The 20,196-nt window shown below is 71.2% G+C and carries 18 protein-coding genes; 8 read left to right on the top strand and 10 right to left on the bottom strand.

All coding sequences use genetic code 11. The features are described 5' to 3' along the window. Positions 1–7 precede the first annotated feature (7 nt). On the bottom strand, positions 8–1,471 hold the full coding sequence (locus LRX76_RS10970) for a hypothetical protein (RefSeq protein ID WP_231805067.1): 1,464 nt from the start codon (positions 1,469–1,471) through the stop codon (positions 8–10). Positions 1,472–1,774: 303 nt separating this feature from the next. On the opposite strand from LRX76_RS10970, the gene LRX76_RS10965 reads away from it, so the two are divergent. Further along, positions 1,775–2,623 carry a 2OG-Fe(II) oxygenase gene (locus LRX76_RS10965; protein WP_231805064.1) on the top strand — a complete coding sequence of 283 codons (849 nt, stop codon included), beginning with the start codon at positions 1,775–1,777 and terminating at the stop codon, positions 2,621–2,623. Positions 2,624–2,771: 148 nt separating this feature from the next. On the opposite strand, the gene LRX76_RS10960 is transcribed toward LRX76_RS10965, so the two are convergent. From LRX76_RS10960 to LRX76_RS10935, 6 genes are all read right to left on the bottom strand, one after another. Continuing rightward, on the bottom strand, positions 2,772–3,593 hold the full coding sequence (locus tag LRX76_RS10960) for a MetQ/NlpA family ABC transporter substrate-binding protein (protein WP_231805061.1): 822 nt from the start codon (positions 3,591–3,593) through the stop codon (positions 2,772–2,774). Between the two features lie 17 nt (positions 3,594–3,610). Beyond that, positions 3,611–4,264 carry a methionine ABC transporter permease gene (locus tag LRX76_RS10955; protein WP_231805058.1) on the bottom strand — a complete coding sequence of 218 codons (654 nt, stop codon included), beginning with the start codon at positions 4,262–4,264 and terminating at the stop codon, positions 3,611–3,613. Further along, complete coding sequence (locus LRX76_RS10950; protein ID WP_231805055.1) at positions 4,261–5,334, bottom strand: ATP-binding cassette domain-containing protein; 1,074 nt, start codon at positions 5,332–5,334, stop codon at positions 4,261–4,263. Before LRX76_RS10950 ends, LRX76_RS10955 begins: the two co-directional genes overlap by 4 nt. A 258-nt stretch (positions 5,335–5,592) precedes the next feature. Continuing rightward, positions 5,593–6,273: an endonuclease III gene (gene nth / locus LRX76_RS10945; RefSeq protein WP_231805052.1), complete on the bottom strand. Its 681-nt coding sequence runs from the start codon at positions 6,271–6,273 to the stop codon at positions 5,593–5,595. Beyond that, the gene (locus LRX76_RS10940) at positions 6,270–6,638 is read right to left on the bottom strand and encodes a hypothetical protein (protein WP_231805049.1); all 369 of its coding nucleotides are present in this window, start codon (positions 6,636–6,638) and stop codon (positions 6,270–6,272) included. The genes nth and LRX76_RS10940 overlap by 4 nt, the downstream gene beginning before the upstream one ends. Before the next feature lie 8 nt (positions 6,639–6,646). Next, on the bottom strand, positions 6,647–7,429 hold the full coding sequence (locus LRX76_RS10935; RefSeq protein WP_231805046.1) for an enoyl-CoA hydratase-related protein: 783 nt from the start codon (positions 7,427–7,429) through the stop codon (positions 6,647–6,649). A 166-nt stretch (positions 7,430–7,595) separates the two neighbouring features. Between LRX76_RS10935 and LRX76_RS10930 the strand changes: the two genes are divergently transcribed. The 3 genes from LRX76_RS10930 (at position 7,596) to LRX76_RS10920 (ending at position 10,446) form a co-directional block, all read left to right on the top strand. After that, complete coding sequence (locus LRX76_RS10930; RefSeq protein ID WP_231805043.1) at positions 7,596–8,297, top strand: FKBP-type peptidyl-prolyl cis-trans isomerase; 702 nt, start codon at positions 7,596–7,598, stop codon at positions 8,295–8,297. A 266-nt stretch (positions 8,298–8,563) separates the two neighbouring features. Continuing rightward, positions 8,564–9,367, top strand: coding sequence for a CoA pyrophosphatase (locus tag LRX76_RS10925; protein WP_231805040.1), 804 nt, complete (start codon positions 8,564–8,566; stop codon positions 9,365–9,367). A 164-nt stretch (positions 9,368–9,531) separates the two neighbouring features. Further along, the gene (locus tag LRX76_RS10920; protein WP_231805037.1) at positions 9,532–10,446 is read left to right on the top strand and encodes a DUF1684 domain-containing protein; all 915 of its coding nucleotides are present in this window, start codon (positions 9,532–9,534) and stop codon (positions 10,444–10,446) included. 179 nt (positions 10,447–10,625) lie between these two features. On the opposite strand, the gene LRX76_RS10915 is transcribed toward LRX76_RS10920, so the two are convergent. Continuing rightward, positions 10,626–11,216 (bottom strand): N-acetylmuramoyl-L-alanine amidase, encoded by a 591-nt coding sequence (locus LRX76_RS10915; protein ID WP_231805034.1) that lies wholly within the window; start codon positions 11,214–11,216, stop codon positions 10,626–10,628. Between the two features lie 22 nt (positions 11,217–11,238). On the opposite strand from LRX76_RS10915, the gene LRX76_RS10910 reads away from it, so the two are divergent. The 4 genes from LRX76_RS10910 (at position 11,239) to rlmKL (ending at position 16,837) form a co-directional block, all read left to right on the top strand. Then, positions 11,239–11,808, top strand: a complete 570-nt coding sequence (locus tag LRX76_RS10910) for a hypothetical protein (protein WP_231805031.1) — start codon at positions 11,239–11,241, stop codon at positions 11,806–11,808. After that, entirely contained in the window at positions 11,805–12,323 is a 519-nt protein-coding gene (locus LRX76_RS10905) for an N-acetyltransferase (protein WP_231805028.1), read from the top strand. Before LRX76_RS10910 ends, LRX76_RS10905 begins: the two co-directional genes overlap by 4 nt. Before the next feature lie 172 nt (positions 12,324–12,495). After that, on the top strand, positions 12,496–14,133 hold the full coding sequence (locus LRX76_RS10900) for an ABC-F family ATP-binding cassette domain-containing protein (RefSeq protein WP_231805025.1): 1,638 nt from the start codon (positions 12,496–12,498) through the stop codon (positions 14,131–14,133). Positions 14,134–14,701: 568 nt separating this feature from the next. Beyond that, on the top strand, positions 14,702–16,837 hold the full coding sequence (rlmKL, locus tag LRX76_RS10895) for a bifunctional 23S rRNA (guanine(2069)-N(7))-methyltransferase RlmK/23S rRNA (guanine(2445)-N(2))-methyltransferase RlmL (protein WP_231805023.1): 2,136 nt from the start codon (positions 14,702–14,704) through the stop codon (positions 16,835–16,837). 239 nt (positions 16,838–17,076) lie between these two features. Here the strand turns inward: rlmKL and LRX76_RS10890 are convergent, their stop codons facing one another. Both LRX76_RS10890 and LRX76_RS10885 read right to left on the bottom strand, forming a co-directional pair. Then, positions 17,077–18,507 carry an MFS transporter gene (locus LRX76_RS10890; RefSeq protein ID WP_231805020.1) on the bottom strand — a complete coding sequence of 477 codons (1,431 nt, stop codon included), beginning with the start codon at positions 18,505–18,507 and terminating at the stop codon, positions 17,077–17,079. Positions 18,508–18,798: 291 nt separating this feature from the next. After that, positions 18,799–20,037, bottom strand: a complete 1,239-nt coding sequence (locus LRX76_RS10885) for a DUF445 domain-containing protein (RefSeq protein WP_231805017.1) — start codon at positions 20,035–20,037, stop codon at positions 18,799–18,801. Positions 20,038–20,196: the final 159 nt, after the last annotated feature.

Below are 20,196 nucleotides of genomic sequence, written 5' to 3'. Positions count from 1 at the left end.
CGGCCGGTTACTCCAGGCCGACCGTCCAGCCCTGCCACCAGGCGTCGTTGGCGTCCTTGGCCGCGCCGATGTAGTCCACGTCGTCGAAGAAGCCGTGCTTGGCGTTGACCGCGGCCGGCGTCACCGCGTTCTCGTTCTGGCCGTTGATGTAGGCGCTGGTCAGGGTCGAGGCGCCGAACACGGTGCCGGTCTTGGTGGCCGCATCGACCTTGGCGGTCGTCTCGGAGTTCTTGTCGCGCTTGTCGCAGGTGAAGTGGTTCGACAGCAGTTCGATGCCGGTGCCGGTGCCGGTGATGTCGAAGCACACGTCGGCCTGCTTCTGGTTGGCCGAGGCCGGGGCGGTCACCAGCACGCTGTTCCACACGTATGCGTTGGTGCCCTGGTTGACCTTGACCAGCGAGTCCAGCGTCGGGTCGGTGGTGTAGACGGTGAAGTTGGACACCTTCGGCGTCGAGGTCGGGGTCTGGTCCAGGGCCGACCACTCGAAGATCGAGCCGGAGTCGGCGACGCCCTTCACCGACGGGGTCTTGCGCACGACCAGGCCGTACTGGACGCCGCCGCTCCAGCCCCAGTCGGTATCCAGCGAGTCATCGTCGGCCTCGGTGATGACGATGTGGCTCAGGTTGACCGTGCCGCCGAAGATCTCGATGCCGTCGTCGCCGCTGTAGTGCGACTGGAAGTGGTCGATCTTGGTGCCGCTGCCGACGCCGACCAGGGTCAGCGACTGCAGTTCGTTGCCGGCGCCGAGGACGTAGCCGGAGTAGCGGATCTGCACGTAGCTCATTTCGCCGCTGCTGTCGGTCGGATCGTTGCCGCCGCCGTAGGCGTTGCTGGTGCCTTCCACCGCGCCCTGGCAGTCGGCCGCGCCGGGAGTGGCGCCGCCGATGCAGTTGTTGATCGGCGCGCGCCCCATCAGCACCACGCCGGCCCAGTCGAACTTGGCGCCGTTGCCTTCCAGGTCGTTGCGCGAGGTGAAGACGATGGGTTGCTCGCGGGTGCCCAGCGCGTGGATCTGCGAGCCGCGCTGCACCAGCAGCACGTCCGGGCCGCTGGAGCCGAACAGGGTCACGCCCGGTTCGATCAGCAGGCGGCCGCGCTTGGAGGCATCGTTGACCGCGCTGTCGCCCAGCTGGTCCTGGCCGACGTTGACCTGGCCCTGGATCTGGTAGGCCACGCCGTCGATGTTGCGCAGGGTCAGGTCGCCGAGGATTTCCGAAGGCAGGCGGCAGGCGCGCAGGCTGTCGCTGGCGATGGTGCCCTGGTTGACGGTGCCGTCCGGGCAGCTCTCGGCGGCGCTGCCGCCCGGCGATGGCGTGGGGGTCGGCGTGGGGCTCGGCGTGGGAGTCGGGGCCGGCGGATTGCTCGGGGTGCCGGGGGAGACCACCTTGTCGGCACCGCCGCCGCAGCCGCTGAGGGCGAAGGCGGCGGCGAAGGTCATCAGGAGGGTCTTGGCATTGTGGCTGGACGACATGATGCTCTCTCTCCAAAAAAGTGAGTGTTCGAAAAGGAATTCAAGGGAAGCGGGGACAGGCCACAGTTCGCTCGCGATCGGATGCGGGCGCGCGATCCGTATGGCTTGCGTTAAGGAAGATTTATAGGTGCTGTCTGTGACAGGTCGGTGACTCGTTCTCCCGACACCGAGCCGATGCCTGAGCGTGCCTTCCTGCGGGGATCGAAATGCGTGCCGGGCAGCTGTCATGGCGTTGTCATGGCCGTGATGGAATTTCCGTCACCAGGTCCTTTGCTGGAGCCCGCCCGCGGCGGGACGATGCCCATGGCGCGACACCTGTCGCCGGAACTCGAACGCTGGGCCGTGGAGCAGGCGCTTGCCGGCCAGGACCCCGGCGTCGTGCTGCAGGCGCTGTATGCGGACGGTTGGAACGAACAGGAGGCGATCGACGCGGTGGAGGAGGCCGTGCGCGGCTACCTGCTCGAGCAGGCGCGGGAATCCGGATCACCGCCGCCGGCGCGCGTGCCGGCGGCGTTCGAGTTGAATGGCGCGGCGGTGCTCGATGCCGGCGACCGGCGGGTGCAGGTCCTGGCGCAGATGCTGCTGCCGCGGGTCGTGGTCCTCGGCGGGCTGCTGTCGGACGAGGAATGCGACGCACTGGTGGGGTTGTCGCGCAGTCGCCTCTCGCGCTCGACCACGGTCGATCCCGAGACCGGCGAGGGCCTCGTGCACGCGCACAGGACCAGCCGGGGGACCTGCTTCGCCCGCGGCGAGAATGCGCTGTGCGCGCGCATCGAGGCGCGGATCGCACGATTGCTGGACTGGCCGCTGGACCACGGCGAGGGCCTGCAGATACTGCACTACGGCACCGGAGCCGAGTACCGCCCGCACTACGACTACTTCGATCCGCAGCGCGCCGGCAGCGAGGCGGTGGCCAGGTGCGGCGGCCAGCGCGTGGCCACGCTGGTGATGTACCTCAACACGCCCGCCCGCGGCGGTGCCACGGTGTTCCCGGACGCCAGGTTCGAGGCGGCCGCGGTCAAGGGCAATGCGGTGTTCTTCAGCTACGACCGCCCGCACCCGATGACGCGCAGCCTGCACGCCGGCGCGCCGGTGCTGGAAGGCGAGAAGTGGATCGCCACCAAGTGGCTGCGCGAGCGCGCATATCCATGAAGGACAGGCCCACGCTCGGGGAGTGATGCCGGAGCGACTGTAGGAGCGACTTCAGTCGCGATGGGGCTCTACCGGCAAGTCCCCATCGCGATTGAAGTCGCTCCTACAGGTTGCTTCTCTCAGGGGCGCGACCGCTCCCGCGGCGCGCTCACCAAGCCGGGACCAGCGCGCCCTTGTAGCGTTCCAGGATGAACTGCCTGACCGGCTCGCTGCGATAGATGTCGTACAGCCGATGCAGTTCGGGCCGGTCCTTGTCGGCGGCGCGCACCGCGAACACGTTGACGTAGGGCGAGTCGGTCGCCTCGCGCGCGATCGACTCGCGTACCGGGTCCAGGCCGGCCTCCAGCGCGTAGTTGGTGTTGACCGCAGCCGCATCGACGTCGTCCAGCGAGCGCGGCAGCTGGGCGGCATCCAGTTCGACGAAGCGCAGCTGGCGCGGGTTGTCCTCGATGTCCTGCACGCCGGCACGGATGCCGGCATCGGCGCGCAGGCCGATCACGCCGGCCTGCTGCAGCACCAGCAGGCTGCGCGCGCCGTTGGTCGGGTCGTTGGGGATGGCGATGCGGGCGCGCTCGGGCAGGGCGTCCAGCGACGGATACTTGCGGCTGTAGACGGCGATGGGCGAGGCGAAGGTGCGGCCGAGGCTGACCAGGTGGGTGCCGCGGTCGGCGTTGGTGCTCTCCAGGTACGGCAGGTGCTGGTAGCTGTTGGCGTCCAGGTCGCCGGCCTCGAGCGCGGCGTTGGGCTGGACGTAGTCGGTGAACTCCACGACCTCGATCGGCAATCCCTGCTTGGCGGCCTCGGCCTTGACCACCTCCAGGATCTCCGCGTGCGGCCCGGTGGTCGCCCCGACCTTGAGCGGGGCGCTGCCGTCGCCGCCGCGGCCGCAGGCAGCCAGTGCCAGCGCGGCCAGTGCCGGCACGACGAGACGGAACAGGCGCGGCAGCGCGCGCACGGACGATACAGGCATGGACGAGGCCCCTGGGGTCAGCGATGGGAAAGCCTGCGGACCAGCCAATCGCTCAGGCTCTGGATCAGCTGTACCAGCAGGATCAATACCACTACCACGATCGCCATCACTTCCGGCAGGAAGCGCTGATAACCATAGCGAATACCCAGATCACCGAGCCCGCCGCCGCCGATCGCGCCGGCCATCGCCGAGTAGCCGATCAGGCCGATCAGGGTCACGGTGACCGCCGCCACCAGCCCCGGCAGCGCCTCCGGCAGCATGATCTTTAGCACCACCTGCAGCGGCGAGGCGCCCATCGCCCGCGCCGCCACCACCAGCCCGGGGTCGATCTCGCGCAGCGCGTTCTCGGCCAGCCGGGCCATGAACGGGATCGCCGCCAGCGCCAGCGGCACGATCGCCGCGGTGGTGCCGATCGAGGTCCCGGCGACGAGCCGGGTCAGCGGCACGATGGCCACCATCAGGATCACGAACGGGACCGAGCGGGTGGCATTGACCAGTGCCCCCAGCACGCGGTTGAACAGCGGGAACGGCACCAGCCCGCCGCGCTCGCTGACGATCAGCGCCACCCCGAGCGGGATTCCCGCCAGCACCGCGACCAGCCCGGAGACGCCGACCATCAGCAGGGTCTCCAGCAGCGAGCGCCACAGCAGTTGCAGCATCGCCGCGCTCATCGCCCGCTCCCTGCCTGCAGTGCGTCCATTTCCACCACCTGCGGCTGGATGCGGTGCTCGCCCAGCGCCCGCCGGCCCTGTTCGAGCGCTGCCGCGCTGCCGCGGGCAAGGACGAAGACGGTGCCGACGGCATTGCCCTGGATGTCCTCGACCCGGGCCTGCAGCAGGGTCAGGTCCAGTCCGGTATCGCGCGCGAGCCTGGAGATCCAGTCCCCGGCCTCGCCGCCGCACAGGCGCAGCCGCCACAGCTGGACGCTCGCCGCGCCGTCGCCGGCTTCGCGCTGGTCCAGGCGCCGGCGCAGGGCTTGCAGGCTCTCGGCGGTCAGTTCCGAGGCGGTGGCCGCCGCGACCATGGCCCGGGTCACCGGGTGGCGCGGGGCGGCGAACAGCTCGGCGGTGTCGCCCTGTTCGACCACCTGGCCCTGGTCGAGCACCGCCACCCGGTCGCAGATGGCCCGCACCACGTCCATCTGGTGGGTGATCATCACCACGGTGATGCCGGTCTGGCGGTTGATCCGGCGCAGCAGCGCCAGGATCGAGGCGGTGGTTTCCGGGTCCAGCGCCGAGGTCGCCTCGTCGCTGAGCAGCACGTCCGGTTCGTTGGCCAGGGCGCGGGCGATGCCCACCCGCTGCTTCTGCCCGCCGCTGAGCTGGGCCGGGTAGCGCTCGCCCAGCGCCGACAGGCCGACCAGTTCCAGCAGCCGGTCCACCCGCGGGCCGACCTGCGCGGCGGCTACGCCGGCGATCTCCAGCGGCAGCGCGACGTTGCCGTGGACAGTGCGCCGGGTCATCAGGTGGAAGCCCTGGAACACCATGCCGATGCGCTGGCGGTGGCGGCGCAGCTGTGCCTCGTCCAGGCCGGTCAGCGTCTGCCCGCCGATGGCGATGCTGCCCGCGTCCGGCCGTTCGAGCAGGTTGATGCACTGGACCAGCGTGCTCTTGCCCGCGCCGCTGGGACCGATGATGCCGAAGATCTCGCCGGTGCCGACATGCAGGTCCACGCCGCGCAGGGCAGGGTGGTGGCCGTCCGCCGTCTGGTAACGCTTGTGCAATCCCCGGATCTCGATCATGGCGCTCGATGGTGCTCCCGCATGCGCAAGCGGGCTCCGACCGAGCCCGCCCGCGGAGCCTAGCAAGTTTGGCGGCGCCAGGCAGCCGCCACCGGTCCGGCGTGACTACGGCTCTACCGCAGGCGCAACCTGCAGGAGCGCCCGTAGACCGTAGGAGCGACTTCAGTCGCGATGGGGCTCTACCGGTAGAGCCCCATCGCGCCTGAAGTCGCTCCTACAGATCTCGCTCGTGCGGCGGGACGGACTGGATCAGCGGAGTCAGCGCTCCGTGGTCTTGTCCTTGTAGCGGCACAGGTCGCGGATCACGCATTGCGGGCAGTCCGGCCTGCGCGCCTTGCATACGTAGCGGCCATGCAGGATCAGCCAGTGGTGCGCGTCCTGCATGAACTCGGCGGGCACCACCTTCAGCAGCCGGTCCTCGACCGCGCGCACGTCCTTGCCCGGCGCCAGCCCGGTGCGGTTGGCGACGCGGAAGATGTGCGTGTCCACCGCGATGGTCGGTTCGCCGAAGGCGGTGTTGAGCACCACGTTGGCGGTCTTGCGGCCGACGCCGGGCAGGGCTTCGAGCGCCTGGCGATCGCGCGGCACCTGGCCGCCGTACTGGTCGAGCAGGATGCGGCAGGTGGCGATGACGTTCTTCGCCTTGCCGTTGAACAGGCCGATGGTGGCGATGTAGCGCTTCAGGCCTTCCTCGCCCAGCGCCAGGATCGCGGCCGGGGTATTGGCCACCGGGTAGAGCTTGCGGGTGGCCTTGTTGACGCCCACGTCGGTGGCCTGCGCCGACAGCATCACCGCCACCAGCAGCTCGAACGGGGTGTGGTACTCCAGCTCGGTGGTCGGGTGCGGATCGAGTTCGCGCAGGCGCGAGAACAGTTCGTGGATCTCCGCGCGCGTGAGCGTGGGCCCGCGGCGGACGCGGGCAGGCGTGGTGGTGTTCATTGGCTGGAACGGCCCTCGGCCTTGGCCTTGGCGCGGGCCAGCACGGCGGCGACCGCCGGCGGCAATGCCGGCTTGCTGTCGGCGGCCGGAGCGGCAGCGGCGGCCACGGCACGGCGGCGGGCCTCGCGCTCGGCGGCACGACGCTGCAGCCGCGCGGCGCGCGCGCGATAGCGCTCGCGCGCGGCCCAGGCATCGCGCAGGCGCCGTTGCGCGGCCAGCAGCACGGCCGCCTGGCCCGGCTCGTCGGCCGGCGCCGGCGTGTAGTCCATCAGGCCGGCCGCGATCGCGGCATCGAGGTCGTCGGCCCGTACCTGCTCGAACAGGCGCTGGTGCAGGGTTCCGGTGGCATCTGGCTTCCGGGTCATGGCGGGGCTCAGCGGTTGGCGAACCGCGGCTTGCGGCGTTCCAGGAAGGCGCCGGTGCCTTCGCGCATGTCCTCGGTGGCGAACAGCAGCCCGAACTGCGCGGTCTCGAATTCCAGGCCCTGCTCCAGCGCGCATTCGCCGCCGGCCAGCACCGCGTCGAGCACCCCGCGCAGGGCGAGCGGCGCCGAGCGCGCCAGCTGTTCGGCGATCTGCAGGGTCTGCGCCTCCAGTTCTGCATCGGCGACGACGCGGTTGACGATGCCCAGCTCGAACGCGCGCGCGGCGGTGACCGGGCTGCCCAGCAGGCACAGCTCGAGCGCCGCCGCGCGGCCGGCCAGGCGCAGCAGCCGCTGGGTGCCGCCGAAGCCGGGGATCAGGCCCAGGTTGATCTCCGGCTGGCCCAGCCTGGCCGACTCGGCGGCCACCCGCAGGTGGCAGGCCATGGCCAGTTCCAGGCCGCCGCCCAGTGCGTAGCCGTTCACCATTGCGACGACCGGCTTGGGCAGGCGTTCGATCCGCTGCATCAGCCGCTGGCCCAGCAGCGAGAAGTCGCGCCCCTGCGGCGGGGTGAGCCGGTTCATCTCGGCGATGTCGGCGCCGGCCACGAAGGCCTTGGCGCCGGCACCGGTGAGCACCACCACGCGTACCGCAGCGTCCGTGGCGGCGGCCGCGAATGCCTGGTCCAGCGTCTCCAGCGTCTGCCGGTTCAGGGCATTGAGCTTGTCCGGGCGGTTGACGGTGAGGATGCGGACGGCGTCGCGGTCTAGGGTCGTGACGATCGGCTCGGACATCGGTAATCCCTGGTGATGTAAAGGAAAAGTGAAGGGGAACTCCCGCCAGCGCCCACTGTCACAGCCTCCAGGCGTCAGTGGCGGTCACCCGTTGCGGCGGCTATCCTAACGCGTCATCTCAGGCGGTATGCCCGTCCTGTGCCACCACCCTGGAGAAAACAATCCAATGAAGTTGCGTTCTATCGCGGTCGCCGTCGCGGCCCTGGCCCTGACGGGCAATGCGTTCGCCCAGGACACCTCGTCCGAGAAGGGCAAGCTGAGCTACTACTTCGGCTACGACTACGGCAACAACCTTGCCGAGTTGACCGCGCGCGGCGAGCAGCTGGACATCAATTCGGTGGTCAAGGGCCTGCAGGACGCCTACGCCAAGAAGCAGCCGGCGATCACCGCCGAACAGCTGCGCCCGGCCGTGGAGGCCTTCCAGAAGCGCGAGCAGGGCCGTGCCCAGCAGGCCAAGGCCGAGTACGACAAGGCCGCTGCCGAGAACAAGACCAAGAGCGACCAGTTCATCGCGCAGAACAAGGCCAAGTCCGGCGTGCAGACCCTGCCCAGCGGCGTGCAGTACCGCGTGATCGAGACCGGCAACGGCGCCAAGCCGACCCAGGCCAGCACCGTGCAGCTGGAAGTGGCCGGTCCGTTCCCCTACGGCCAGCGTCCGACCGAGGCCCGCCCGGCCCAGCAGATCCCCTCGATCAAGGTCAGCGAGGTGGAGATGCAGGCCATGCGCGACACCCTGCTGCAGATGCCGGCCGGCTCCAAGTGGGAAGTCACCCTGCCGCCGGACAAGGCCTACGGCGCCGATCCGCGCACGCCGTTCCCGCCGAACGTGGCGGTGCAGTTCGAGATCAAGCTGGTCAGCGTCAAGTAACCTGCGGCATCCGTTCGATCGACGATGCGCCGGCCCTGCGAGGGGCCGGCGCATTGCTTTTGGGGGAGGGATCGCCCGCCGACTTCCGGGAAACCCGGCGGGTCGGGGCCACGCCCGGATGTCCATCGAATCCGGACATCGGTCGCGCCCGCCGCATGGGACCGGCCCGCGATCGCGGCACGCCGGTACCGGTTCCGCGCGGCCATGCTCCGCGCGCCCATGTCGCGATGGGAGAATCGCGCTACGCTTGTCCGGCCAATAGATCAATGGAAGTGTCCCGTGCTGTACCCAGCCCCTGCATCGGTGTCTGCTCGCTCGGCGAGGCAGGCCTGTGTTCCGGGTGCTGGCGCAGCGGCGAAGAGATCGGCAGGTGGCCGAGCATGAGCGACGAGCAGCGGCTGGCTTTCATGGAGCAGGTGCTGAGCGCGCGCGCGCGGCGCCATCGCCCGCCGTTCGACGAGCAGTTGCCCGAGCGCGAGCAGCTGCTGCGGGCGCTGTATCCGCTGGATGCGCCGCCGCACGGGCCGGGCTGGAACCACGAGGAACTGATCGACCTGGCGCCCAGCGGCCAGCCGGCCGAGGCCGCGGTGCTGGCGGCGCTGGTGCCGCGGCCGCAGGGCACCGGCGTGCTGTTGACCCGGCGCAACGACGGGCTGCGCCACCACGGCGGGCAGGTGAGCTTTCCCGGCGGCCGGGTGGAGCCGGGCGATCGCGACGCGGTGGCCGCGGCGCTGCGCGAGAGCCGCGAGGAGATCGCGCTGGATGCGGAGCAGGTACGGCCGCTGGGCTACCTGGATCCGTTCGTCACGGTCAGCGGCTTTCGCGTGATGCCGGTGGTGGGCGTGGTCGATCCGGGCTTCGTGGCGCGGCCGTCGCCGGACGAGGTGGCCGAGGTGTTCGAGGTGCCGCTTGCGTTCCTGATGGACCCGGACAACCTGCGCAGCATCGAGATCCAGTTCCGCGGCCGGCCGCGGCGCGTGCTCGAGTACGCCTGGCCCGGCCAGCGCATCTGGGGCGCCACCGCCGCGATCCTGCTCAACCTGCGCCGTCACCTGGAACAGGTGCGCTGAGCCCGGCCACGCGCCGGAACGCGGCGGCCGTGGTTGATATGCGAATCTTCGAGGAAGGTCGCAATCGCCCGCCCGCCGTGCCCTCCATACTGTGACGCGGACGGGCGGCTTCAGGACGGTCGCGTTCACGACATGGAAGGCAGTGCGGCAACCGCGGGGTATGCATGCGTTGGACGAGTCTGATCGTTGCAGGATGCCTGCTGGCATCGATCGTCGGCTGCTCGGCCGACCGCCCGGCCAGTGCGCTGTCGGTGCCGGCTGCCGACGCGGACTATCTGCGGCGGATCGAGCAGTGGCGCCGCGAGCGCGTGGCCACGCTGCGTGCCCCCGATGGCTGGCTGAGCTACATCGGTTCCGGACCGCTGCGGCACGGCCGCCATCGGATCGGCCGGGACCCGGGCAACGAGATCGTGCTGCCCGATGGCCCGGCGCGGCTGGGCGTGGTCGAGCTGGACCGCGAGGACCGGGTCTGGTTCGAGGCGGCGCCCGCGCGGGGCGTGGCCGGGGCCGGACGCGTCGAACTCGCCTGGCCGCCCGGGCAGTCGCGCAGCCGGCCGCTCGACGTGGGGCAGGGCCAGTTCCACGTGGTCAGGCACGGCAACACCTTCGGCTGGCGCTTCCGCGATCCGGCCGCGCCGGCGCGGCGCGACTTCCGCGGCATCGAGTACTTCCCGCTCGATCCGTCCTGGCGCATCGTCGCCGACTGGCATCCGTTCGTGCCGCCGCGATCGCTCACCTTGCTGACGTCGATCGCCACGCCGCAGCCTTCGCAGGTGCCGGGCGAGGCGGTGTTCGAGCGCGACGGCCGCCGTTTCCGCCTGCTGCCGGTCCTGGATGCCGGCCGCGACAGCCTGTTCTTCCTGTTCGCCGACCGCACCAGCGGCCGCGAGACCTACGGCGGCGCGCGCTACCTGGAGGCGGGCAGGCCAGAGAACGGCCGCATCGTGCTGGACTTCAACCGTGCCGAGAATCCGCCATGCGCGTTCACCGCGCACGTGGTGTGCCCGCTGGCGCCGGCCGAGAACCGCCTGGATCTTTCGATCACCGCCGGCGAGAAGAACTACGCCTGGACGCGCTGACACGGCCTGCCCGGCGAATCATGCGGACGGCCGCAGGAGCAACTGCAGGAACGCCGTAGGAGCGACTGTAGGAGCGACTTCAGTCGCGATGGGGCTTCACCGGTAGAGCCCCATCGCGACTGAAGTCGCTCCTACGGCACCCATGCCGCGACGTGCCGGCCGCGGAGCACCGGCACGGATCACGGCGCGAAGCGCTGTAGCGGTACCTGCGCCATCAGCGCCTGCCAGGGGAACAGCGGGCCGGGATCGCGCTTGCGCGGCACGCTCAGCGCGGGGTCGTCGCTGGCCGGCTCGCGCTCGGTGTCCAGCTCCTCGTGGCCGGCGACGAAGCGCAGCGCCGGCAGCGTGGCGGCCAGCTGCCGCAGCAGCCGGGCCAGGGCAGCGATCTGCGCGTCGGGGTAGGGTTCGTCCATCGCCTGGTGGCGCGAGTCCAGCCAGTGCGGGTAGCGCCCGCGGTTGACCAGCTCGATGCCGAGCGAGCGCGGGTTGTAGCCGCGCACGTGGTGGGCGATGCGCTCGTGGGCGACATAGCGGACGATGCCGCCATCGCGGTCGATGTAGTAGTGCCCGCTATTGCCGGTGCCGTCCGCGTACAGTACGCGCTCGCCGTACTCGCGCGCCATCGCCAGGTCGGGCAGCTCGGTGCAGTGGATCACCACCAGGTCGATCGTGGCTACCTCGCGCGACGCCAGCAGGTGTTCGTAGGGCAGCGCCTGGATGCGGACGGCTGCGCCGCCTTCGGCGGCATCGGCGGGGAGCGGGGAGGACATGGGCCGATGCTAGCATTCGCGCATGAGCGCATACATCGATTCGCCCCGCCGGGCCGGCAACCGCCCGCTGAAGGGGCACTGCATCCTGTCCCACGGGTTCGAGAGCGGCCCGGACGCCACCAAGGTGACCGCGCTGGCCGAAGTGGCGCAGCGCCTGGGCTGGAGCCACGAACGCCCGGACTACACCGACCTGGACGCGCGCCGCGAAGTGAGCAAGGTCGGCGACCTGCCCGCGCGCCAGCAGCGCCTGCTTGGACTCGCGCGTGCGGCAGCCGCGCGCGGACCGCTGGTGCTGGCCGGTTCCAGCCTCGGGTCCTACATCGCGGCGCGGGTATCGCTGCAGGTGCCGGTGGCCGGGCTGTTCCTGATGGTGCCGCCGACCACGATGGGACCGCTGCCGGGGCTGGATGCGGCGCGCGTGCCGACCTCGGTGGTGATGGCCTGGCACGACGAGGTGATCCCGGTGGCCGAGGTGATCGAGTGGTCGCGGCAGCGCTCGGCACGGCTGCTGCTGCTCGACGACAGCCACCGCCTGTCCGCGCACGTGGACGCCTCCGCGCGCGCCTTCGCCGAACTGCTGGAGTCGCTGTGAGCGCGGCGGACGGCATCGTCCTGCGCGCCGAGACCGATGCCGACATCGACGCGATCGAGGTGCTGACCCTGGTGGCGTTCTTCGAGGTGGAGCACAGCCGCCACGACGAACAGCGCATCGTCGCCGCGCTGCGGGCCGATGGCGCGCTGGCGGTGTCGCGGGTGGCCGAGCACGAGGGCTACGTGGTCGGGCATGCGGCCGCCTCGCCGGTGACCCTGTCCGACGGCACGCCGGGCTGGTACGGACTGGGGCCGGTGTCGGTCGGGCCGGGCCACCGGCGCCGCGGCATCGGCACCCGGCTGGTCGGCGCGGTGCTGGACGAGCTGCGCGCGCGTGGCGCGGCCGGCTGCGTGGTGCTGGGCGATCCGGCGTTCTACCGACGCTGCGGCTTCCATGCCGAACCCGGCCTGGTGCTGCCCGGGGCGCCGCCGGGATGCTTCCAGGCCATCGCCTTCGGCGACCGCCTGCTGCCGCTGGCCGAGGTCGAGTATCACCCGGCGTTTGCCGCCGGCTGAACGCGGTGGCCGGCAGCGGATCACATGCCGGGTGCCTGCGATTACACTTGCCGCATCCATCACCACGTGAGTATTCGTCCGATGCGCCATTGATGCCGCCGTCGCACTGACGGCAACGCCGCCGCCCGTCCGTCCAGGACCGGCCCGTGCATTGCATCCAATGGAGTACCGCATGACGCATCCGTCGCTTTCGCTCGAAGGCGTTTCGCACGTCCTGCCCGATGGCAGGCGCCTGTTCCCCGCGCTCGACGCGCAGTTCGATTCCACCCCGACCGGACTGGTCGGACGCAACGGCGTGGGCAAGAGCGTGCTCGCACGCATCCTGGCCGGCGAACTCGAACCATCCTGCGGCCGTTGCCGGCGTCCGGGCCGCGTGCACTACCTGCCGCAGCAGGTCGCCTGTGCACCGGGCGACAGCGTGGCCACGCTGGCTGGCGTTGCCGGCACGCTGGCCGCGCTGGAACGGATCGAGGCCGGCAGCTGCGACGTTGCCGATTTCGAACGCGTGGGCGAGGACTGGGATCTTGCCGCGCGGCTGGCGGCCGAACTGCAGCGGCAGGGACTCGGCGGCCTCGACGCCTCCACGCCGGCCGCGCGCCTGAGCGGCGGCGAGGCGATGCGGGTGGCGCTGGCCGGCGCATGGCTGGCGCAGGCCGACTTCCTGATCCTCGACGAACCGAGCAACCATCTGGACCGCGCGCATCGGCTGCGCCTGATCGAGCAGCTCGGGCAATGGCCGCGCGGCCTGCTGGTGGTCAGCCACGACCGCGAGCTGCTGCAGACGATGGGCCGCATCGTCGAACTGTCGCCGGCCGGATTGCGCGACTACGGCGGCGGCTATGCGTTCTACGCGCAGTGCCGCGCGCAGGAGCGGCAGGCGGCGCAGCAACGGCTGCAGCAGCGCCGGCTCGAGCGCCAGCGCGGCGAGCGCGCCTTGCAGGAACAGCACGAACGCATGCAGCGGCGCAGCGCGCGCGGCAACCGCGAGGCGCGCGACGCCAACCAGGCGAAGATCCTGCTGGACCGGCAGAAGGATCGCAGCCAGGCCAGCGCCGGGCGCCTGCGCCAGCTCCAGGCCGCCGAGTGCGAGCAGCTCGATGCCAACGTGCGCGAGGCGGTGCGGGAAGCCGGGCAGGAACAGGACATCGCCGTGCTGGCGCCGCTGCCGGCGGACCTGCATCGGCGCACGGCCGCCACGCTGGAGGGAATGCGGCTGCCGTTCGGGCCTGCACATGCGCATGCGCTCGATCTCGTCGTCACCACCGGCCAGCGCGTCGCCCTGACCGGCGGCAACGGCGCCGGCAAGTCGTCGCTGCTGCGCGTGCTGTCCGGGCAACTGGCGCCGGCGGCGGGCATCTGCCGGACCCACGTCGCCACCGCCTGCCTGGACCAGCGTCTGGATCTGCTGGACCCGGACCGCTCGGTGCTGGAGCAGATGCAGGCGGCCAACCCGGCCGCTGCGCAGTCGCTGCTGCGCACGCGGCTGGCGCTGCTGGGACTGGACGCGGCGCGTATCGGCGTCGCCAGCGGCCTGCTCAGCGGCGGCGAGCGGCTCAAGGCGGCGCTGGCCTGCGTACTGCATGCACGGCATCCGCCGGAACTGCTGCTGCTGGACGAACCCGGCAACCATCTCGACCTGCCGTCGCTGCAGGCGCTGGAGCAGATGCTGGCGGCGTACCCCGGGGCCTTGCTGGTGGCCTCCCACGACGAGGTCTTCCTGGACCGGCTGGGGCTGCAACTGCGGCTGCATGTCGATGGCGACGGCTGGCAGCTGCTGCCCTGGCGTGCAGATTTGGGGGCTGGCAGGTGATCCTGCGTTCGTCACCGCCTGGAATCAGCGGGATCCGGATCGAGGGTTGAGCGCTGAACGCCTGCTTCCCGTCATCCATGCGGCTGGAGAAAGCCGCGGGGACGACGCGTACGCCGGTATCGGCGCTACATCCAGGTCCCGTCGTCGCCAAGCGATCTCGCAGCATCGCTGCCGCAAGCCTTCGCCAACGAGATGAAAAGACTTCCCCGGACCCGTAATGCGCGAACGTGGGGAGCCAGGGATCTTCGTGCAGCTTGAAGCAACGTCCGTGGACTCGCGCCTGCGCGGGGACGACGATTCGCGTTCCCCGGGCATTGGGGCCCATGGCTTCGGCCGGGGGCACGCGGTCCGATGTTTCCCGGGCAGCAGGGAGCCCATGCGGGCACGACGGTCGGCTTCCCGCGCAACGCGGCGGCAGCGCGGGCTGGTAAACGGCGGCACGATGGCCGAACATCTGCGCCCTGCCTGCGCCGGCTCGGGGCCTTCCGCCCCCAGGCCGGCTGCCCATCCGATCCCGCGGCCGGCGCCGCTGCCGTGGCGCCACCGTCCCCAGCCGATACCCATCCACGTGAAATTCTTCGCATCCTGCGCCAAGGGCCTGGAATACCTGCTTGCCGACGAGCTGCTCGCGCTCGGCGCGGCCAAGGCCACCGCCACCATCGCCGGCGCCAACGTCGAGGGCGAGCTGCTCGACGCGCAGCGTGCGGTGCTGTGGTCGCGCCTGGCCAGCCGCGTGCTGTGGCCGCTGGCCGAGTTCGACTGTCCCGACGAGGCCGCGCTGTACGACGGCGTCGCCGCGCTGCCGTGGGCCGATCACCTGGCGCCGGGCGATACCCTGGCGGTGGACGCGCATGTCTCCGGCACCGCCATCACCCACGCGCGCTATGCCGCGCAGCGGGTCAAGGACGCGGTGGTGGACACGCTGCGCGGGCAGGGCCTGGAGCGGCCGTCGGTGGACGTGGAGCACCCGGACCTGCGGCTGAACCTGTCGCTGCGCAAGGGCCGGGCCACGATCTCGGTCGACCTGGGCGGCGGTTCGCTGCACCGGCGCGGCTGGCGGCTGGCGCAGAACGAGGCGCCGCTGAAGGAGAACCTGGCCGCGGCGGTGCTGCTGCGCGGCGGCTGGCCCAGGGCCTATGCGCAGGGCGGCGGCCTGCTGGACCCGATGTGCGGCAGCGGCACGCTGCTGATCGAGGGCGCGCTGATGGCGGCCGACGTCGCCCCGGGGCTCTTGCGGCTCGGAGAACTTCCGCCGACCCGCTGGCGCGGATTCGACAGCGATGGCTGGCGCCGGCTGCTCGACGAGGCACAGGCGCGCGAGCAGGCCGGGCGCTCGGCACTGAAGCCGGTGTTCCACGGCAGCGACCTCGATCCGCAGGCGATCGCCGCCGCGCGCGAGAACGCGGCGCGGGCCGGGGTGGAGACGGCCATCGCCCTGGCCGTGTGCGACGTCGCCGCGCTGCCGTCGCCGCCGCAGGCCGACGGCACCGTGGTCTGCAATCCGCCCTACGACGAGCGCCTGGCCGCCGACGCGGCGCTGTACCGGCAGCTGGGCGATGCGCTCAAGCGCGCGGTGCCGGGCTGGCGCGCCAGCCTGCTGTGCGGCAGCGAGGAGCTGGCCTTCGCCACCGGCCTGCGCGCCGGCAAGCGCTACCAGCTGTTCAACGGCGCGATCGAGTGCACGCTGATCGTCTGCGACCCGATCGCGGTGCCGCAGCGCGAGGCCGCGGCGCCGCGCGCGCTGGGCGAGGGCGCGCAGATGGTCGCCAACCGCCTGCGCAAGAACCTGCAGAAGACGAAGAAATGGCGCGCGCGCGAGGGCGTGGAGTGCTTCCGCGCCTACGACGCCGACCTGCCCGAGTACGCCGCCGCCATCGACGTCTACCAGGAGGCCGACGGCGCGCGGCGGCTGTTCCTGCACGTGCAGGAATACGCCGCGCCGGCGACGATTCCCGAGGCCGACGTGCGCCGCCGCCGCAACGAACTGCTGGCCGCGGCGCGCGAGGTGTTCCAGGTGCCGGCCGAGCAGGTGGCGCTGAAGACCCGCGAGCGCGGCAAGGGCGGCAGCAAGTACGGTCGCTTCGAGCAGCGCGGCGAGTTCGTCCACGTGCGCGAGCACGGCGCGCTGCTGCGGGTGAACCTGTTCGACTACCTGGACACCGGGCTGTTCCTCGACCACCGCCCGCTGCGCGGCATGCTGGCGGCGCAGGCGAAGGGACGGCGCTTCCTCAACCTGTTCTGCTACACCGGCGTGGCCAGCGTCGAGGCCGCGGTGGCCGGCGCGGCCGCGACCACCAGCGTGGACCTGTCGGGGACCTACCTGCAGTGGTGCGCGGACAATCTCGCGCTCAACGGCCTGGGCGGCGCCCGGCACCGGCTGGTGCAGGCCGACGCGGTGGCCTGGCTGGAGGCCGAGCGCGGCCAGTTCGACGTGGTCTTCTGCGATCCGCCGACCTTCTCCAACTCCGCGCGCGCCGACGATTTCGACATCCAGCGCGAGCACGTGCGGCTGCTGCGCGCGGCGGTGGCGCGGCTGGCGCAGGGCGGGGTGCTGTACTTCTCCAACAACTTCCGCCGCTTCCGCCTGGACGAAGAGGCGATCGCCGCGTTCGCGCGCTGCGAGGAGATCAGCCGCCAGACCCTGGACCCGGACTTCGAGCGCAACCCGCGCATCCATCGCGCCTGGCGCCTGAGCCCGGCGTAGCAAGCTCCTGCAGGAGCGACTTCAGTCGCGACGAAGCTTTCCTGGTCCTGATTCCCGGATGCCGCATCCTCGCCACAGGTCTGAAAAGGGAGCCTTGCCAGAAGCGGCAGCCGCCTCTTCACGTAGAGCCGGGCTGGCTCGGCTCTACGGCGAGGCGGGGCGCTTCACCTGGGGAGTCAGATTCCCGGTGGAGCTCCATCGCGACCGAAGTCGCTCCTGCGGGCCGCGGCGGCTTCGGGTCAGCGCTGGCGGTGCCCGCTCATCTCCTGGCCCGCGTCGCGATCGAAGCGCAGGTGCCAGCGCAGCGAGGTGAAGGAGATCACCGACACCAGCGCGAAGGCCCAGGAGAAGTCGGACAGCTGCGGCTGCGCATGCCCGGCCACGCCCATGGCGATCTTCAGGAACATCGCCCCGGCGCAGATGCCGACCGACAGCATCAACTGCTGCAGCGTGGTGTACAGGCTGCTGGCGCTGCTCATGCGGCTGGCCGGCACGTCCTCGTAGGCGATGGTGTTGTAGGCGGCGAACTGGAACGACATGAACGCCCCGCAGCACACCAGCAGCACGAACATCAGCGCCGGCGGCCAGCCGGGGCGGAAGAACGCGCATACCGCATAGCCCAGGCTGGCCAGCACGCCGTTGCCGATCATGCCGTTGCGGTAGCCGAACAGCCGCAGCAGGCGCGGGGTGAGGCTGCGCATCAGCAGCGCGCCCAGCGCGGTGGCCAGCACCAGCTGGCCGCTGTAGGCGGCGCTGTAGCCGAAGCCGAGCTGGAACAGCAGCGGCAGCAGAAACGGGTGCGCGCCCTGGGTCACGCGCATCAACGAACCGCCGATCACCGACAGCCGGACCGAGTCGATCCGCAGCAGCGACAGGTCCAGCAGCGGGTTGGGATGGCGGCGGGCATGCCGCAGGTAGCCCAGTCCGGCGCCGGCGCCGATGCCCAGCAGCAGCAGCGAACGCGCCAGCTCGCCGGGCTGGCTCGCGCTCTCCAGCCCGAACAGCAGGCAGCCCAGCGCGGTGCCGCTGAGCACGAAGCCGAGGAAGTCGAAGCGCCCCGGCTGCGATTCGGCCGGGATCTCGGGGATGAAGCGGCGCACCAGCAGGTAGCCGGCGATGCCGATCGGGACGTTGATGTAGAAGATCCAGCGCCAGTCGAGGTAGCTGACCAGCAGGCCGCCCAGCGGCGGGCCCAGCATCGGCCCGAGGAACGCCGGCACCAGCGTCCACGCCATTGCCGACACCAGGTGCCGGCGCTCGACCGTGCGCAGCAGGATCAGCCGTCCCAGCGGCGCCATCATCGCCCCGCCGGCGCCCTGCAGCAGGCGCGCGCCGACCATGGTCGGCAGGTCCACCGCCACCGAGCATGCGATCGAGCCGGCGACGAACACGCCGATGGAGGCGCAGAACACCCGGCGCAGGCCGTAGCGGTCGGCCATCGCGCCGCTGGCCGGGATCAGCACCGCCAGCGCCAGCAGGTAGGCGGTCATGGCGATGCTCATCGACGGCGCCGGCACGCCGAATTCGAGCGCCATGGTCGGCAGGGCGGTGGCCAGCACGGTCGCGTCCAGCTGTTCCATGAAGATGGCGCAGGCCAGGATCAGCGATATCAGGCGGTAGTCGGGGTAGGCGCTGGGCGAAAGCGACGCCGGCCGTTCCTCGATGGGCAACGTTGCGGTCTCACTGCGGGGGCGAAGGGGAGGGCGCGGCGGAGAGCGCAAGCGCCGCCGACCCGTCGCGGCCGCACATTATTGGCCCCATGCGGCGTCGCGGCAAGAACGCGACGGCGGCCTCGGGCGCTCTGCAGGGCGAGCGGAGAGGCTTAGATTGCCTCGATGCGGCATCCGCGCCGCAGCCCCTCGTGGAGCCGAGCTTGCTCGGCTGGGGCTGTACCGGGAACGCTTCAGCCGATCAAGCTCGGTTCCACGAGGAGGGGGCGCCGTCAGCGCAATCAGGTCGCGCTAGATCCAGCGGCTGATGGCCTGCAGCGCCAGCCCGATCAGGCCGCCGACCAGGGTGCCGTTGAAGCGGATGTACTGCAGGTCGCGGCCCACGCTCAGTTCCAGCTGCTCCACCAGGTGGCGCTCGTCCCAGCCCTTGACCGTCTGCGCGATGTGCGCGGTGACGCCGTCGCGCAGGCGCGTGGTGAGTCTTTCCGCACCGGCGAGCAGGTGCTGGTTGAGCGCCTCGCGCAGCGACGGGTCCTGCTGCAGGGCGTCGCCCAGCCCGGCCAGCGAGCGCTGCAGGTGGCCGGCGATCACCCCGTCCTCGCGCGCCAGGTCGCGGCGCAGCGAGGCGTTGACCTGGTCCCACAGGCCCTGCACGTACTCCTGCAGGCTGGGGTGGTCGATCAGCCGCTGCTTGATCGCCGCCACCCGCTCGCCCAGTGCCGGCTCGTCGCGCAGGCGCACGATGTAGTCGCCCAGCCAGCGCTCGTAGTCCTGCCGCAACGGGTGCTGCGGTTGCGACAGCACCTCGTTGAGCTCGTCCAGCAGCGCGCGCGCGATGCGGTCGGCGAGGTTGTCGGCGATGCCTTCCACCGGCTTGACCCACTCCACCGTGCCGACCAGCTTGGGCCATTCGCGGCGCGCGTACTTGACCAGCATCGCCGACACGCGCTGCTTGATCGCCTCGTCGTCCAGGTGCGCGGCCAGGCGCTTGAGCGCCTCGTCGAGCAGCTTCTGGTGGCGGCCGTCGGCGGTGAGCAGGCCGAGCACGTCGCTGGCGGTGGCGGCGGCATCCCAGCTGCGCAGGCGCTCGACCACGAAGGCCTGGATGTTGCGGCGCACGGCGGTCTCGTCGAGCAGGTCCAGCGCCTGCAGTGCCCAGCCCCGCGCCATGTCGGCGAGCATGCGCGATTGCGCGGGCTGGGCCAGCCACTGGCCCAGGCGCGCGGCCGGGTCGAACACCTTGAGCTTGGCCAGCAGGGTCTCCGGCTCCAGGAAATGGTCGCGCACGAACACCGCCAGGCTGTCGGCGATGCGGTCCTTGCCGTGCGGGATGATCGCCGTGTGCGGGATCGGCAGGCCCAGCGGCCGGCGGAACAGCGCCACCACCGCGAACCAGTCCGCCAGCGCGCCCACGGTGCCGGCCTCGCAGAACGAGGCCACCCATGCCCAGATGCCCTGGCGTCCCATCGCGTGGCTGACGACGAAGCCGGCCAGCATGAGCAGCAGCAGGGCCAGTGCGATGAGTTTCATGCGGCGCAGTTGCGCGCGGCGCGGATCGGGAGTCACGGGGGCCGTTCTTTCGGGAAACCAGCTTTCAGGGTGCCACAGCCGGGGTGGTGCGATCGTCGCGGCCACGGGTCCGGCCCGGGCCGCCGCGAGCGGCGATGGCGGCGACGGAAGGCGCGCGCG

This window comes from Stenotrophomonas sp. MMGLT7 (assembly GCF_021168555.1).
In the GTDB taxonomy this organism is placed as follows: Bacteria; Pseudomonadota; Gammaproteobacteria; order Xanthomonadales; family Xanthomonadaceae; genus MMGLT7.
The sequence above is the reverse complement of the archived record's forward strand: the minus strand, read 5'-3'. Positions and strand labels throughout refer to the sequence as shown.

Bases quoted from the DNA above. Each gene is read 5' to 3' on its own strand.
- LRX76_RS10970 (WP_231805067.1), bottom strand. From the start codon at position 1,471: ATGTCGTCCAGCCACAATGCCAAGACCCTCCTGATGACCTTCGCCGCC.
- LRX76_RS10965 (WP_231805064.1), top strand. From the start codon at position 1,775: ATGGCGCGACACCTGTCGCCGGAACTCGAACGCTGGGCCGTGGAGCAG.
- LRX76_RS10960 (WP_231805061.1), bottom strand. From the start codon at position 3,593: ATGCCTGTATCGTCCGTGCGCGCGCTGCCGCGCCTGTTCCGTCTCGTC.
- LRX76_RS10955 (WP_231805058.1), bottom strand. From the start codon at position 4,264: ATGAGCGCGGCGATGCTGCAACTGCTGTGGCGCTCGCTGCTGGAGACC.
- LRX76_RS10950 (WP_231805055.1), bottom strand. From the start codon at position 5,334: ATGATCGAGATCCGGGGATTGCACAAGCGTTACCAGACGGCGGACGGC.
- nth (WP_231805052.1), bottom strand. From the start codon at position 6,273: ATGAACACCACCACGCCTGCCCGCGTCCGCCGCGGGCCCACGCTCACG.
- LRX76_RS10940 (WP_231805049.1), bottom strand. From the start codon at position 6,638: ATGACCCGGAAGCCAGATGCCACCGGAACCCTGCACCAGCGCCTGTTC.
- LRX76_RS10935 (WP_231805046.1), bottom strand. From the start codon at position 7,429: ATGTCCGAGCCGATCGTCACGACCCTAGACCGCGACGCCGTCCGCATC.
- LRX76_RS10930 (WP_231805043.1), top strand. From the start codon at position 7,596: ATGAAGTTGCGTTCTATCGCGGTCGCCGTCGCGGCCCTGGCCCTGACG.
- LRX76_RS10925 (WP_231805040.1), top strand. From the start codon at position 8,564: ATGGAAGTGTCCCGTGCTGTACCCAGCCCCTGCATCGGTGTCTGCTCG.
- LRX76_RS10920 (WP_231805037.1), top strand. From the start codon at position 9,532: ATGCGTTGGACGAGTCTGATCGTTGCAGGATGCCTGCTGGCATCGATC.
- LRX76_RS10915 (WP_231805034.1), bottom strand. From the start codon at position 11,216: ATGTCCTCCCCGCTCCCCGCCGATGCCGCCGAAGGCGGCGCAGCCGTC.
- LRX76_RS10910 (WP_231805031.1), top strand. From the start codon at position 11,239: ATGAGCGCATACATCGATTCGCCCCGCCGGGCCGGCAACCGCCCGCTG.
- LRX76_RS10900 (WP_231805025.1), top strand. From the start codon at position 12,496: ATGACGCATCCGTCGCTTTCGCTCGAAGGCGTTTCGCACGTCCTGCCC.
- LRX76_RS10885 (WP_231805017.1), bottom strand. From the start codon at position 20,037: ATGAAACTCATCGCACTGGCCCTGCTGCTGCTCATGCTGGCCGGCTTC.